The sequence below is a fragment of the Porphyromonas somerae genome, assembly GCF_022845615.1.
In the GTDB taxonomy this organism is placed as follows: Bacteria; Bacteroidota; Bacteroidia; order Bacteroidales; family Porphyromonadaceae; genus Porphyromonas_A; species Porphyromonas_A somerae.
Map to the genome: position 1 here is coordinate 316,253 of NZ_AP025559.1, position 14,154 is coordinate 330,406.

10 protein-coding genes are annotated in these 14,154 nt (G+C 47.2%); 3 read left to right on the top strand and 7 right to left on the bottom strand.

Features of this window, described 5'->3' with window-relative positions; all coding sequences use genetic code 11:
- Window positions 1–2 precede the first annotated feature (2 nt).
- Window positions 3–1,052, bottom strand: a complete 1,050-nt coding sequence (locus MWL85_RS01330; RefSeq protein ID WP_081040383.1) for a ParA family protein — start codon at window positions 1,050–1,052, stop codon at window positions 3–5.
- A gap of 421 nt (window positions 1,053–1,473) precedes the next feature.
- Between MWL85_RS01330 and mobA the strand changes: the two genes are divergently transcribed.
- The 3 genes from mobA to mobC are packed head-to-tail and all read left to right on the top strand — an operon-like array spanning window position 1,474 to window position 5,237.
- Window positions 1,474–1,977, top strand: a complete 504-nt coding sequence (gene mobA / locus MWL85_RS01335) for a conjugal transfer protein MobA (protein WP_004371716.1) — start codon at window positions 1,474–1,476, stop codon at window positions 1,975–1,977.
- A complete protein-coding gene (mobB, locus tag MWL85_RS01340; protein WP_008125997.1) occupies window positions 1,956–3,203 on the top strand; it encodes a conjugal transfer protein MobB in 1,248 nt (415 codons plus the stop codon). The genes mobA and mobB overlap by 22 nt, the downstream gene beginning before the upstream one ends.
- A 30-nt stretch (window positions 3,204–3,233) precedes the next feature.
- On the top strand, window positions 3,234–5,237 hold the full coding sequence (gene mobC / locus MWL85_RS01345) for a conjugal transfer protein MobC (RefSeq protein WP_004371714.1): 2,004 nt from the start codon (window positions 3,234–3,236) through the stop codon (window positions 5,235–5,237).
- 148 nt (window positions 5,238–5,385) lie between these two features.
- Here the strand turns inward: mobC and MWL85_RS01350 are convergent, their stop codons facing one another.
- The 6 genes from MWL85_RS01350 to tet(Q) form a co-directional block, all read right to left on the bottom strand.
- A complete protein-coding gene (locus MWL85_RS01350; protein ID WP_244401091.1) occupies window positions 5,386–6,312 on the bottom strand; it encodes an Abi family protein in 927 nt (308 codons plus the stop codon).
- A gap of 182 nt (window positions 6,313–6,494) precedes the next feature.
- Entirely contained in the window at window positions 6,495–7,100 is a 606-nt protein-coding gene (locus tag MWL85_RS01355) for an RteC domain-containing protein (protein ID WP_008125994.1), read from the bottom strand.
- Between the two features lie 247 nt (window positions 7,101–7,347).
- Window positions 7,348–7,761, bottom strand: coding sequence for a dihydrofolate reductase family protein (locus MWL85_RS01360; protein ID WP_004371710.1), 414 nt, complete (start codon window positions 7,759–7,761; stop codon window positions 7,348–7,350).
- A 279-nt stretch (window positions 7,762–8,040) separates the two neighbouring features.
- Window positions 8,041–9,363: a sigma-54-dependent transcriptional regulator gene (locus tag MWL85_RS01365; protein WP_004371709.1), complete on the bottom strand. Its 1,323-nt coding sequence runs from the start codon at window positions 9,361–9,363 to the stop codon at window positions 8,041–8,043.
- Window positions 9,356–11,674, bottom strand: a complete 2,319-nt coding sequence (locus tag MWL85_RS01370; protein WP_004371708.1) for a hybrid sensor histidine kinase/response regulator — start codon at window positions 11,672–11,674, stop codon at window positions 9,356–9,358. Before MWL85_RS01370 ends, MWL85_RS01365 begins: the two co-directional genes overlap by 8 nt.
- Entirely contained in the window at window positions 11,674–13,599 is a 1,926-nt protein-coding gene (gene tet(Q), locus MWL85_RS01375; protein ID WP_004371707.1) for a tetracycline resistance ribosomal protection protein Tet(Q), read from the bottom strand. The genes MWL85_RS01370 and tet(Q) overlap by 1 nt, the downstream gene beginning before the upstream one ends.
- Between the last annotated feature and the right edge of the window lie 555 nt (window positions 13,600–14,154).

Sequence of the window (14,154 nt, forward strand, 5' to 3'; positions counted from 1 at the left end):
GCTCACTGCGGTCTGATGATGTCGCTTATCTCTTCGGAAAACTCACGGATGCCGCTCCCTTTCAGCAGTGCCGTGTCCATCGGGAAGATGGTGGAGCGGAAAACGCTCTTGCGCTCTTCCGAAAGGTCGCGGCGGAACTTCTTGCTGTCGGGCAGGCGGGTGGAAAGCACCGGGAAGCCCATTTCGGCTATCACTTCCTCGTAGATGCCGTACAGGTCGTTCCTCTCCCTGCCGTCCACCATCGTCCAGAACAGATGCAGCCCCTTTGTTTTCGCTTGCCCGGTTGTCATCAGCCTGTCGCGGAACATCGTGACGAATTTCAGGGTACTTTCCACGACAAAGCGGTCGGCACTCAGGGGCGTGAAGATGTAGTCCATCTGCGAGAGCGTCTTTATCACGCCGTTGCTCCGGAGTGTCCCCGGCATGTCGAAGAAAACCACGTCGGGCTTCACGACCTCGGCGGCGATCATCCTTTCCGCATCGTCGAGGGCGTTCACCGCGTTGCTCTTGATGACCGGATAGGCGTTCTTCTTTATCTTGCGGAAATGGTCGCACGCGAGAGCCTTGAAGTAGATGCTCCTGCCGATGAGTGCCGTCTCATGTTCGCGCAGGCCGTGGATGCTGTGCTGCGGGTCGTCGCAGTCCACGACGGCGACATTGTAGCCTTTCACGTTGTGCAGGTAGCTGGCGGCGAGTGCCGTGACGGTGGATTTGCCGATGCCACCTTTCTGTGTTGCGAATGCAACGAAGATTTCCTTACTCATGGTTCTATTCAGTTTAATTGTTGATGATTTTGTTTTCTGTTTACATGCGAATTGAATTACCGCATTATCCGTTTCCGTGAACAGGCACACGGGCGGGTCACCGCGTATCCGGTTCTGCGGTGAAGCGGTGCGGCGGACAAGTGATGAATGACGACACTGCGTCATGAAGTCATTGAATCCATGCGTCACCGAATTGTCGGACAACCGGGTTTCCGACGGTTCGGGTATCCGTTTCGGCAAGTGTCCGCCGAAGCGGTTGTCCGGGTATTTGAATATTCCTTTCCTCATATCTTCAAACCGTTAGTTTCTTGAATCATGCTGCAAATAAACAAGTATATTTTTGAACTTGTATCACTTCCCAAGCAAGTGGCGGCATGTTGCGCCGGTTGGCAGCCATTGGCCGGGTCAAGTATCTGTTCGTTACCGCTTTAAGAGCGTAACTTTGCACCCGGACGGCAGGGTTCGCCGATGGCGCGCGGCCCGGAGTCCTGAAAGGTATTTTCCCAATCCGTCCCCTGACGGATTTTTATGTTCACCTGAACATAGCAAGGTATGTTTTCAGCCGCTCAAAATATTTTGAGCATCCCGGAAAACGCCTTGCCCTTGCAGGGGGCGGGCTTTCCCTCCGAAGTCGGGAAGCCTTTCAGAACTGCGGTGCCGTGACCCGAAGCGGCGGCTTATGCCGTCAATCCGCTAAATCCAAAGTAATATGAAAGAGAAAAGGAAAAGCAAAGCAGGGAGAAATCCCAAACTTGATCCGGCGGTGTACCGGTACACCGTCCGTTTCAACGAGGAGGAACACAACCGTTTCCTCGCCATGTTCGGAAAATCGGGTGTCTATGCGCGGTCGGTTTTCCTCAAAGCGCACTTCTTCGGACAGCCGTTCAAGGTGCTGAAGGTGGACAAGACGTTGGTGGACTATTACACCAAGCTGTCGGATTTTCATGCGCAGTTCCGCGCCGTAGGTACGAATTACAACCAAGTCGTGAAGGAACTGAGGCTGCATTTTTCAGAGAAAAAGGCGATGGCGTTGCTCTATAAATTGGAGCAACACACCGTCGAACTCGTGAAACTGAGCCGTCAGATTGTGGAACTGTCAAGGGAGCTGAAAGAGCAGCGAGAGCAGAGCCAAACTTGTTTGGACTCTGCCGAGTCGCGTTTGAAGAAGAGTGAAACTCAAATGGAGGCGAAATGGTCGCAAAAATCAGTGTAGGCAGCTCGTTGTACGGCGCGATTGCCTACAACGGGGAGAAGATTAACGAGGCACAGGGGCGGCTTCTCACCACCAACCGCATCTATAATGACGGTTCGGGGAAGGTGGACATCGGCAAGGCGATGGAGGGCTTCCACACCTTCCTGCCACCGCAGATGAAAGTGGAGAAACCGGTGGTGCATATCTCGCTCAACCCGCACCCGGAGGATGTGCTGACCGATGCGGAATTGCAGGACATCGCCCGCGAGTATCTGGAAAAGCTCGGTTTTGGCAACCAGCCTTATCTTGTATTCAAGCACGAGGACATCGACCGTCACCATCTGCACATTGTGACGGTGCGGGTGGATGAGAACGGGAAATGTATCAGCGACAAGAACAACTACTACCGCAGCAAGCAGATTACTCGTGAGCTTGAAAGGAAATACGGGCTGCACGATGCGGAGCGCAGGAACCGCCGTCTTGACACGCCGCTATGTAAAGTGGACGTATCGGCAGGCGATGTGAAGAAGCAGGTAGGCAATACCCTGAAGGCTCTGAACGGGCAGTACCGTTTCCAGACGATGGGCGAATACCGTGCGCTCCTTTCCTTATATAATATGACGGTGGAGGAAGCGAGGGGTAACGTGCGCGGACGGGAATATCACGGGCTGGTCTATTCCGTCACGGACGACAAGGGCAACAAGGTCGGCAACCCGTTCAAGTCCTCGCTTTTCGGGAAGTCCGCAGGCTATGAAGCCGTGCAGAATAAGTTTGCCCGTTCCAAGCTTGAGATTAAGGACAGGAAACTCGCCGACATGACGAAACGCACCGTCCTTTCCGTGCTGCAAGGCACTTATGACAAGGACAGGTTTGTGTCCCTGCTCAAAGAGAAAGGCATCGACACCGTGTTGCGCCATACGGAGGAAGGGCGCATCTACGGGGCTACTTTCATCGACCACCGCACGGGGTGCGTGCTGAACGGCTCACGCATGGGCAAGGAGCTTTCGGCGAATGCCTTGCAGGAACATTTTACCCTGCCATACGCAGGACAGCCGCCGATACCGCTATCCATCCCTGTGGATGCTGCGGACAAGGCGCACGGGCAGACCGCATACGACCGTGAAGACGTATCGGGCGGAATGGGCTTGCTCACTCCCGAAGGTCCGGCGGTAGATGCCGAGGAAGAGGCTTTCATCCGGGCGATGAAGCGCAAAAAGAAGAAAAAGCGCAAGGGCTTGGGTATGTAATCGGAGTATCAACAATTAAAAAATCAATGTATGTCACAACAAGAAGACGATTTGAGGGCATTGGCGAAAATCATGGATTTTCTGCGTGCCGTGAGTATCATTTTAGTGGTCATGAACGTGTACTGGTTCTGCTACGAAGCCATCCGGCTGTGGGGCGTGAACATCGGTGTGGTGGACAAAATCCTGATGAACTTCGACCGCACGGCGGGGCTGTTCCATTCCATACTGTACACGAAGCTGTTTGCCGTCCTGCTGCTTGCCCTGTCCTGTCTGGGTACGAAGGGTGTCAAGGGAGAGAAAATCACTTGGAGAAAAATATGGACGGCACTCGCCATCGGGTCCGTGCTGTTTTTCCTGAACTGGTGGATACTGGCTCTGCCGTTGCCGGTCGAAGCGGTGACGGGGCTGTATATCATTACCATCGGTACAGGCTATGTCTGCCTTTTGATGGGCGGTCTGTGGATGAGCCGTCTGTTGAAACACAATCTGATGGAGGATGTTTTCAACAATGAGAACGAGAGTTTCATGCAGGAAACAAGGCTCATCGAAAGCGAGTATTCGGTCAATCTGCCCACACGCTTCTATTACAAAAAGCGTTGGAACAACGGCTGGATCAATGTGGTGAATCCCTTCCGTGCGTCCATCGTGTTGGGTACGCCGGGCAGCGGCAAATCCTACGCAGTGGTGAACAGCTTTATCAAGCAACAGATTGAAAAGGGCTTCTCAATGTATGTGTACGACTTCAAATTCAGTGACTTGTCCACCATAGCCTACAACCATTTGCTGAACCACCCGGAGGGCTACAAGGTGAAGCCGAAATTCTATGTGATCAATTTCGACGACCCGCGACGCTCACACCGTTGCAATCCCATACACCCGGATTTCATGGAGGATATTACGGACGCTTACGAGAGTGCCTACACGATAATGCTCAACCTCAATAAAACGTGGGTGCAAAAGCAGGGCGACTTCTTCGTGGAGTCACCTATCATTCTGTTTGCCAGTATTATCTGGTATCTCAAAATCTATCAGAACGGGAAATACTGCACGTTTCCCCATGCCATCGAGTTTTTGAACCGCCGTTACGAGGATATTTTTCCGATACTGACTTCCTATCCCGAACTGGAGAATTACCTTTCCCCGTTCATGGATGCTTGGCTCGGAGGGGCTGCGGAGCAGCTCATGGGGCAGATAGCGTCGGCAAAAATTCCGCTTTCGAGGATGATTTCCCCGCAGCTCTACTGGGTGATGTCGGACAGCGAATTTACGCTGGACATCAACAATCCCGAAGAGCCGAAAATCCTATGCGTGGGCAACAATCCCGACCGTCAGAACATTTACGGGGCGGCTCTCGGTCTGTATAACTCCCGTATCGTGAAACTCATCAACAAGAAGGGGATGCTGAAGTCGTCGGTCATCATCGACGAGCTGCCCACGATATACTTCAAAGGGTTGGACAATCTTATAGCTACCGCCCGAAGCAACAAGGTTGCCGTGTGTCTGGGCTTTCAGGATTTCAGCCAGTTAGTGCGCGACTACGGCGATAAGGAAGCAAAAGTCGTGATGAATACGGTCGGTAACATTTTCTCCGGGCAGGTGGTAGGAGAAACGGCAAAGACACTATCGGAGCGGTTCGGGAAGGTGTTGCAGAAACGGCAGTCTATCTCCATCAACCGGCAGGATGTTTCCACCTCCATCAACACGCAGATGGACGCGCTTATCCCGCCGAGCAAGATTTCCGGGCTTACGCAGGGTATGTTTGTCGGTTCGGTGTCCGACAACTTCAACGAGCGCATCGAGCAGAAGATTTTCCACTGCGAGATTGTGGTGGATGCCGAGAAGGTGAAGCGGGAGGAAAGTGCCTACAAGAAAATACCTGTCATTACCGATTTCACGGACGAGGACGGAAACGACCGCATGAAGGATACGGTGCAGGCGAACTACCGGCGCATCAAGGAAGAGGTGAAGCAGATTGTGCAGGATGAACTGGAACGCATCGCAGGCGATGACAACCTGAAGCACCTGTTGCAGTAGAAATAAAAAAACAGAGGTGGCGGAAAATATCTCCGTCACCTCTTAAAATGAAGAACGCCTCCCAAGTATGCTGTCTTACGATGCGCCCAGGAGGTTTATTGTATTGCTTCTCTTTTTGTTTTTCCGCACCTGTAAACAGGCACTTTTTTCATTTCCAAATCGGCTCTTCTTTCCAGCGGTTGAAGAAGCCTATCTTGTAGATGGGCACATCCGCATACTCCTCAAACAATGCCAGCAGTTTCTCTTTGAACGTATGCCCCTCGTCTATGGCATTGCAGAGATATAACATTGCCGTAATCACATAGAACGGTTTTTTCTGCTGTACCTCGGTCAATGGACGGGAAAGCCATGTCATTCGCGGATTATGAATTTCACAAGGCCGTTTGACCATGTTCCGACTCCATATTCTGGAATGGTGCGCGATTATGTTGCGCATATATGAAATGGCTTCAAGCCATCCCGAAAGTTCATTGTGTAGATTCAGCCCCATATCATTGGCTATTGCTGATTTTTCGGGCAGTTGGTGGTTAAGGTTCTTGTATATCTTGGAAAGTGTGCCGAATGTGGCCACTTCAAATATAATCCACGCATCCGGGTGTTCGTCAAGCGTCTTTTCACCGCTTGCATCAGTCACAAGGTGCTTGCGCCTGTAGTCTTTCACAAAAATCTCATTGCTCCGTAAGAATTCTTCTATCAGTTCTTTGAGGTGCTGTGTGTGAAAAGCGACATCAGCAAACAATCTCGGGTCACGATACCACAGCCCTCCGTAGGATTGTGAAAGATGATAAATCATCTTTGTGCGTAGCGTGATTTCTATTGTTTCGATGGCATCAAATAAAATAAGGCGCAGTTCCTTGTCGAAATAATAGCGTGTGATTACATCTTCCAGTTTGGAATCCGGCTGAAACAGATGATTGGCTCTATCGGACTGCATGTCCCACCAATATCCCTTCAAACGATAGTAGCTGATATGAGCCAAATGTCGGGCAGCGAAACCTTCATCGCCGACAAGCATTCCTCTTTGTTTGAGCAGTTCTAATTGTTCATCAATGGAACGTGATTCCTTATTTGCCATACCGTTATAAAAAAGAATGACCCGCCGGCAGATCTTACGGTATGCCAAACGGGTACTGTTATCGTTGAACACGGTCAGAACCGCATGTCTTCTTAATTGTAGATGCAAAGATAAGACTTTTTTATGTAACGACAAAAAATAAGCCGATTTTTCATTCAAACGATGAAAAGGTATAGAAATACTTACCGTCTTTTTATTTCCAGTTCCTCATCGCGCATCATCCTCTCATTCAGTTTCTCCTGCATCCTGTCAAGGAAGTAGGTGCGGCTTTCGTTCTTCCGGCGTTTGATATCGGTGTAGAAGCGGTAGCAGTCCTTCGACTCAACCCCGAATATCTTGTAAAGAAGCGGGGCAAGCTGTTTGAGCGGCATATTGCCGTTGTTGATACAACCCATCTCGTCGATGCCGTAGATAAGCTCCACGAGGTCTATGGCGTTGCCCGTCCATTGCAGGAGGCTGGCGGTGTTTTCAGTTGCGTTGTTGGCGGATATTAGTGGCGGCACTTGGGGCGTGGCAAGGAATTTTTGCATCTTCCTGATGAAAGACAGGGCCTTGCTGATGTAGGCGGCAATCTCTTTTCTTTCTTCTGATAGATTGCGCACGGGATGGTGCTGCAACTCGATTTCGATGTAAGCAAGCGCGATAATGGTAAGGTTCGCATCCATGCCGCCGTTACACAGTTCAATCACTTGGGTGGCGAAAGCCGTATATGCCGTTTCCATATTGCAGTCACCGGCTTCGTTTATCAGGCGGAAGAAGTCGGTTTCCGCCAGCAAGAAATAATTCATGGTTCTGTCAATTTTGAAATTTACACTTTGTTTTCTGCGTGCGCACATAAATATAATTGGCAAAACATGTGTCAGAAAGCAAAAAATCCGGCACCGGCTTTTTCAAGGTGCTGGAATTCAGTGGTATAAAATTCAATATTTTTCCAAAGGAATGAATTTATACGGGATTAAATTGTTCATAATCAGAACATTTCTTCTATTTCCGAAAACAAAATTGTATGACTGCCGTACATTTTGGCTGTCTTGCTTATTTGTCAAGGGTGTAGATACTTCGGCATACACCGTTAGGATAGCTTTTCACAGAGGAAAGCGTCCAGTGTTGCTTTGGCAGAGCCGATTTGAAAAAATGCCGCCCACTTCCTAAAATGAAAGGAACGTTGTATAGTATGATTTCATCCACAGCGTGCATACGCAGTAGTCCGTTTATATAATCTGCCGTATCCGGTGTGGCTTCCGCGAGGTAACGGATGTTTGTGCCGTCTTTTCTCCATTCGTGCAGCATTGAAATGGAATAGTCCGGTGTCACACGGTAAAGGGCTTTCTTCCTGATTTCATCAAGACCGCAACGGTCAAGGCACAAATCCTGATGTGTTTTATCATATAACTCTGAAGAAAGACATCCGTCCATCGTCAGTACAGCGAGAATCTGAACTTTACCCATAATCGTTTCTTTTCGTTAGGCAAGGGTAAAAAAGTAGCGTGCAATTCACACTACCTTCAAGCGATGGCTCTGGTAAAGCCTTTACGGAGAGTACGTGAATGCACGCTATGCGTAAGCATAGCATAAGCATCACGCAATCGTCTCCGTAGTTCCAATTTACCAGATTTTCGCTTGAAACGCCTTGCGGTCTTATCCTATATGTTGGCGGCGAAAAGCTCCTGCCAATCGCCGTTTTTCTCAAATGTTATGCAAAGATAGCCAAATTCAGTGAATTACAGGCTATGATTGCTTGAATTTATATTTAAGTCCATACTCTTCAAGTTTGCTGTATAGTGTTGTCCTGCCTATTCCGAGCAGTTCGGCGGCGACACTCCGGTTGCCGTTTGCCTGTTTCAACGCACGCAATATCCGCTCCTTATCCTCCGCGTCATTGCGCAAGGCGAAGCTGACAGTAGAGGTCGGTTTCGTCACGGCAAGTTCCAGATGCTCTTTCATGACAACACCTTCCTGCGCCTGCAATACAGCACCCATAACTTTCTGCCGAAGTTCCCGCACGTTGCCCGGCCATGTGTGGGTCAGTAACGCTTTTCGGGCTTCGGAACTGAAACCGCTCACATTACACTCCAGTTCCTTGTTGGCTATCTCGCGGAAGAACTCCGCAAGCGGCATGATGTCCTCCTTACAGTCACGCAAAGGCGGCACGGTTATCACGAAGTCATGCAAGCGGTAGAGTAAATCCTGTCGGAAACGCTTTTCATTCACCGCTACTTCCAAATCCTCGTTGGTGGCGGCGATGATGCGGACATTGAAACTCCTGTCCGATTTGTCACCAACCGGGCGATACCGCCTCTCTTGTATGGCACGGAGCAACATCTGTTGGGTTTCCAACGCGAGGTTTCCCACCTCGTCCAGAAACAACGTGCCGCCTTCCGCTTCATGGAAATACCCTTTCTTGGTGCTGTCCGCACCTGTAAACGCTCCCTTGACGTGTCCGAAGAATGCCGACGGCGCAAGTTCTTTTGAGAGTGAACCGCAGTCAACCGCCACGAAGGGTTTGCCCGTACGTTTGCTCTTGTCGTGCAGGTGGTGGGCGATATGTTCCTTGCCCGTGCCGTTCTCTCCGAATATCATCACGCTCATGTCGGTTGCTGCTACCAGCCTTATGCGGTGCATGATTTTCTGAAAGGCGGAACCTTCACGGGCGAACACGGGCATACGGGATTGTCCCGCCTGCCGTTCTTTCTGTATGGAACGGAGAAGAGGGACAAGTTTATCCTCCACAAGTTGTTTGGGGATATAGTCTATCGAACCGAGCTTCATGCTTTCCACTGCGGTATGCACTTCGGCATAGTCTGTCATGATAATGAAAGGTTGCATCTTTCCCTCCTTTCGCATCCAGCGCAAGAGGTCTATGCCGTTACCGTCAGGCAGGCGCAGGTCGGCAACCACGATGTCATTATCCGTCGCCTGTTGCAGATGTTTCTTCGCTGTTGACAGGTGGTAAGCCTTCACGGTACGGTAGCCCTCCCGTGACAGCATGTTGCAGACAAACTCGCAGTACACGATGTTGTCTTCCACCACAATTATTTTTGTCTTATCCATTTTCGTATTTTCTCCTTTCCTCTTCTGCCAACCGGATTATTTCCGCTCCCTTGTTCAACACGGCGATCACGGCATGGCTTAACACTTCTTCATCTGGGATTACATCGCTATGAAGCAATCTGTAAAGTTCCCTCAACGGTTGGTCAGCACGGAGTATCTCCCATGAGCTACGCAGGTGGTGTGTCAGGGAATCTAACTTTCGCAGGTCTTTTTCTGTTGCCGCTTCCCGTATTGTCTGCATCTCCTTTTCGGTTTCCGTCATCAACTTTTCCAGCATAACGGCTTCATTGCCGTAGGACAACAAGGCTGAAAAATCCGGTTTCCCGTCCGGTGTTTCTTTTATGGCACACCTGTCGGAAACCTCCATCAACTCCGATATGGAGAACGGCTTGAACAGGCATCCGGCAAAGCCTTTTGCCAATAGTTCCCCTTTGTTACAACTGCCCGAAGCGGTTGCCACAACCACCGGGATTGTTGGTGAATTGCCCACGTTGGACGAACGCAATAGTTCCAGCAATTCGAAACCGTTTATACCGGACATATTCAAGTCTGTCAGCAACAGGCTGTATTCTTTCTGGCGTATCATTTCCATCAGTGCCGCAGCATCGGTGCAAGTGTCGCAGTGTATTCCTTCTTGGGAATACATCTCTTTCAGCATCAGAAGTAATACCTCATCATTGTCAATGGCGACAACATCATGGAATTTATTGTTATGATAAACAGGTGTATTGCTTGTATATCCAAGCTGTTCTTCAGCTTCCTGCATAGAGATTTCAACTGTGAAACGACTGCCTTTCCCTTTCTTGCTGTCCAAACGGATTGTTCCGCCAAGCATCGACACAATATTACGCATTATGGCAAGCCCAAGCCCGAAACCCTCCTTTGCGGCGGCATTTGATAGACGTTCAAACGCACCGAACGCTTGTTTCTGTTCCTCTTCTGTCATGCCTGTACCTGTATCTTCAACGACCAGTGTCAGAACTCCATTGTCATATTCAGTAATCAAAGAAACACCGCCTTCTTCTGTGAACTTGACAGCGTTTGACAGCAGGTTATTCCCGATTTGTATTATTCGCTCTTTGTCGGTCAATACAATGGCATCGTGTCCAGTCTTCACGGACAAGGACAACCCTTTGTTCACGGCAACAGGCATGAACTCCGTTTCAAGTGTGTGCGTGATTGCAGAAATCCGGCAGGGTGACAGACGGGGCTGTTCCTTGCCGTTGTCCAGGCGGAAGAAGTCAAGCAAAGTGTTGAGCATATCCCGCATACGGTCGGAGGATTGCAGTATATTTTGGATATATTGCCCATTATTACCGCTATTGCATTCTTTCCGCAAAAGTTCGGTATAGCCGGTTATTGCCGTCAGTGGTGTACGCAACTCATGGGTAATAGTATGTACCGCTTTCTTTCGGGAGGTTATGAGTACCTCATTTTGTTGCACGGACTGTTCCAATTGCTCGATCAAATCCGTTGTCTTGCGTTTGTATCGTTTAATGTTCTTTGCATCACGGTGTATGATGATATCGGAAATGACCAACAGCAAAAGAACAAATCCCATCAAGCCGCCTATCTGCATAAATGATTTTTTACGCATGGCTGTTATCTCGCTTTCTCTATTTTGTAAATCAGATTGTACCTTCTTTTCGATTTGGCAAATCAATCCTTGCAGTTGTCTGTTAAGTTCTGCATTACGGGCAGCAAGACTATCGGCTTGTTCTGACAATCGACGGCTCTGCGCTTTCTGTTCGTTGACCATGTTTCTATTGGATGAACGGAGCGTAGTCGTTGTTGTCGTTGGCTTCGTTCCCTCTTTTTTGCCGAAGATGCTCAAGAAACCTTTTCGTTTTGGCTTTTTGGACTGTTCCTGCACACTTTTCTGCACAATAACCGGAATTTGATTGGCTATCTTCTTGTTAATAGATTGTTGTTCATCCATTAACCGGACTATCTGGAACATCTGTCGTTCCTTATCCTCTAAAAGACTGCGCACACTATCGATGCGCTCTGCTGGATAGGTGGCCTTGAAACGGCAGAGCATACTGTCCATTGCCATACGCCGTGCATGGTAATGCTCGATATCTTTATCGTTCCATTCCAGTATTGTTTCACCCAATAGAGAAAATTTTATCATTTGAATATTGATATTGTTTATTTCTTTTCGGAGCTCGTCTATTTTTTTATTGCCAAGTTCTAATGCTTCTATCTCCTGCCATTCATAGAGGCTATTATATGCCATACATCCGATAAGAATGGAGATAAGTATATATCCCAACCGTATTGCCTTATAGAAATTTCCTGACCGCTCCATTATTTTGATGACATTGATTTTTGAAACATGAATAAAAGTTTATCTTTTTCGTTCATACGGATATTATCAGAATAATCGCCTTTTGTTATTTGATACCCGCATGGCTTAACCATAAAAACGCCTAAGCCCTTAGTGTATGAACTTACTTCTGAGGCGTAGTCTTTACTTGTATTTAATGGAACTTTCCCTTTAATATGACACCACTCATTATTGCAACTGATGTCTTCAATCTCAGACATCATTTTTTGCAAATCTGTAATAGCTTTGGAACTTGCCGATTGGGGTATCTGCAACTCAAAATAGAGCATCGGTTCGAGGATGTCCACACCTGACTGTTGCAAGGCCAGCCTGAAGACATAAGGGGTCAGCTGTCTGAAATCAGCAGGTGTACTTACCGGGCTATAATACTCGGCTTGAGTAAAAGTTACTTTCAGATCAGTCACTTCCCATCCATGTAAACCAGATTGGCAAGACATACGAATCCCTTCAAAAACGGCATTTTGAAAAGAATGGTTCAGATAACCATAGGAGATGTCACTTTCGATTTGCAACCCTGTCCCTAACGGTAAGGGTTCAATAGTCAGCCCTATTGTGGCCCAATAAGGGTTGGGCGGCACTTCGATCTGAATAATCTTATTCACCTTTTTTATAGGTCGTTCTTTGTAGATAGTCTTGATCTCATCAAAATGGACCTTGACGGAAAATCGTTCTTCCAGCAATGTCTGTATGATTTCCTTTTGTGTCAAACCATATAACGAGATTTCCAATTCATCACTATATGAGTTTATGGAAAAGGACAAAGACGGGTCTTCAATCCACAATGTATTCAGAGCGGATATCACCTTGCTTCTCTCTTCGGGCCTGTCTGGCCGGACGGAGGATTTGAGAGCGGGATGCTGACGAGATAACCCTTGAATCAAACAAGGTTTAGCACCTAAATAATCTCCGATTCGAAAATCTTCCATATCTTCTACAATCGCGATATCATTGGCCCCCACTTCATCAACATTTATCTCTCTGCCCTGATAAATAGTCTTTAGATTTTTAATCTTGATGAATTTTTCCGAATCGTTGATTCTTACAATGTCTCGAAGTCTCAGACTTCCGTCAATTATTTTTAGAAAACTTCTTTTATGTCCTTTGGGGTCATGCTCTATCTTATAGAGATAAGCTGAAAGTCTGTTTGAGACTGATTCTGGAGGAAGTATAAAAGAAGAGATGGCGTCCAACAACTCATTGATACCGATATTGAACATTGCTGATCCATGTAGTACCGGATAGACTTTGGCTTTTGCCACAAGATCGATTATCGTATTCCAATAATCAGCCGGTGAAATTTCGCTATCCGCCAAATATCGTTCTAATATATTGTCGTCATGGTTGCATACAAATTCTTTGTATTCTTCCTTTATATATGTTTGGGAGCAAATCGGATAAACCAATCCATCGACAATAGTTTGCATAAACAGGACATCTTGAGACAGATTTGTTTTTATATCCAGATACAAACGCTCTAAATTCACACCGTCACGGTCAATTTTATTGATAAATATAATTGTCGGGATTTGCAGTTTTTGTAAAGTATTGAACAGCAACTTTGTTTGCGCTTGTATGCCTTCCTTTGCGGATAAGATGAGGACTGCTCCATCAAGCATTTTGAATGTCCGCTCCACTTCCGCAATAAAATCCATGTGTCCCGGAGTGTCAATGATATTGCATTTCACACCATTCCTGATAATAGATGTCGTAGAAGCCCGAACAGTAATTCCTCTACGTTTCTCTATATCCATAGAGTCTGTTATGGTGTCACCATTATCCACACGGCCGCACTTTTCCGTTGCTCCACTGGCAAACAGCAGATTCTCGGTTACGGAAGTTTTTCCTGCATCAATGTGAGCAAGAATTCCTAAATTTATAATATTCATTTGGATTAAGCAATAATATACTACAATAGATGCATTGTCGAAATGCACCTTTTAATACCTCCTCGTAGCATGTGAGAACTACAGGATTACTAACTCGTATTAATATGTATATTATTACTGCCGCATAACGATTACAAAATTACACAAAAAAATATATCTAACAAAAGTGGGAGGATTTTTTAACTTTTTACCATAGACATTTTATTAGGGAAGCGTAGGTTCAACTGGCAAGTACAAATAAGTAGAAATGTTTGAACAACACCGTTTTAGGAAGTTGAAAAATCAAGTTTCTCTCTCGGTATAACGTTTATTTTGGCCAATATCTTCTTTAGTTTGGCATTTGAGTATTTCCCATTCGTGTTCTATTTAGCTCCTTATTATGAGTATGTAGCAAGTTGCTTATCAAATTCAGCCTCTTTGAGGGTCAAATATGGTTTTGCAAATGGTGACTGACAAGACATAAACAAGGTCAGCAGGATTTTTTACATAAATGAACATGAATGTATATAACCTAAAATAAGAATAAATTTTAATAAGGGCTGCCCAAAAAGAAAA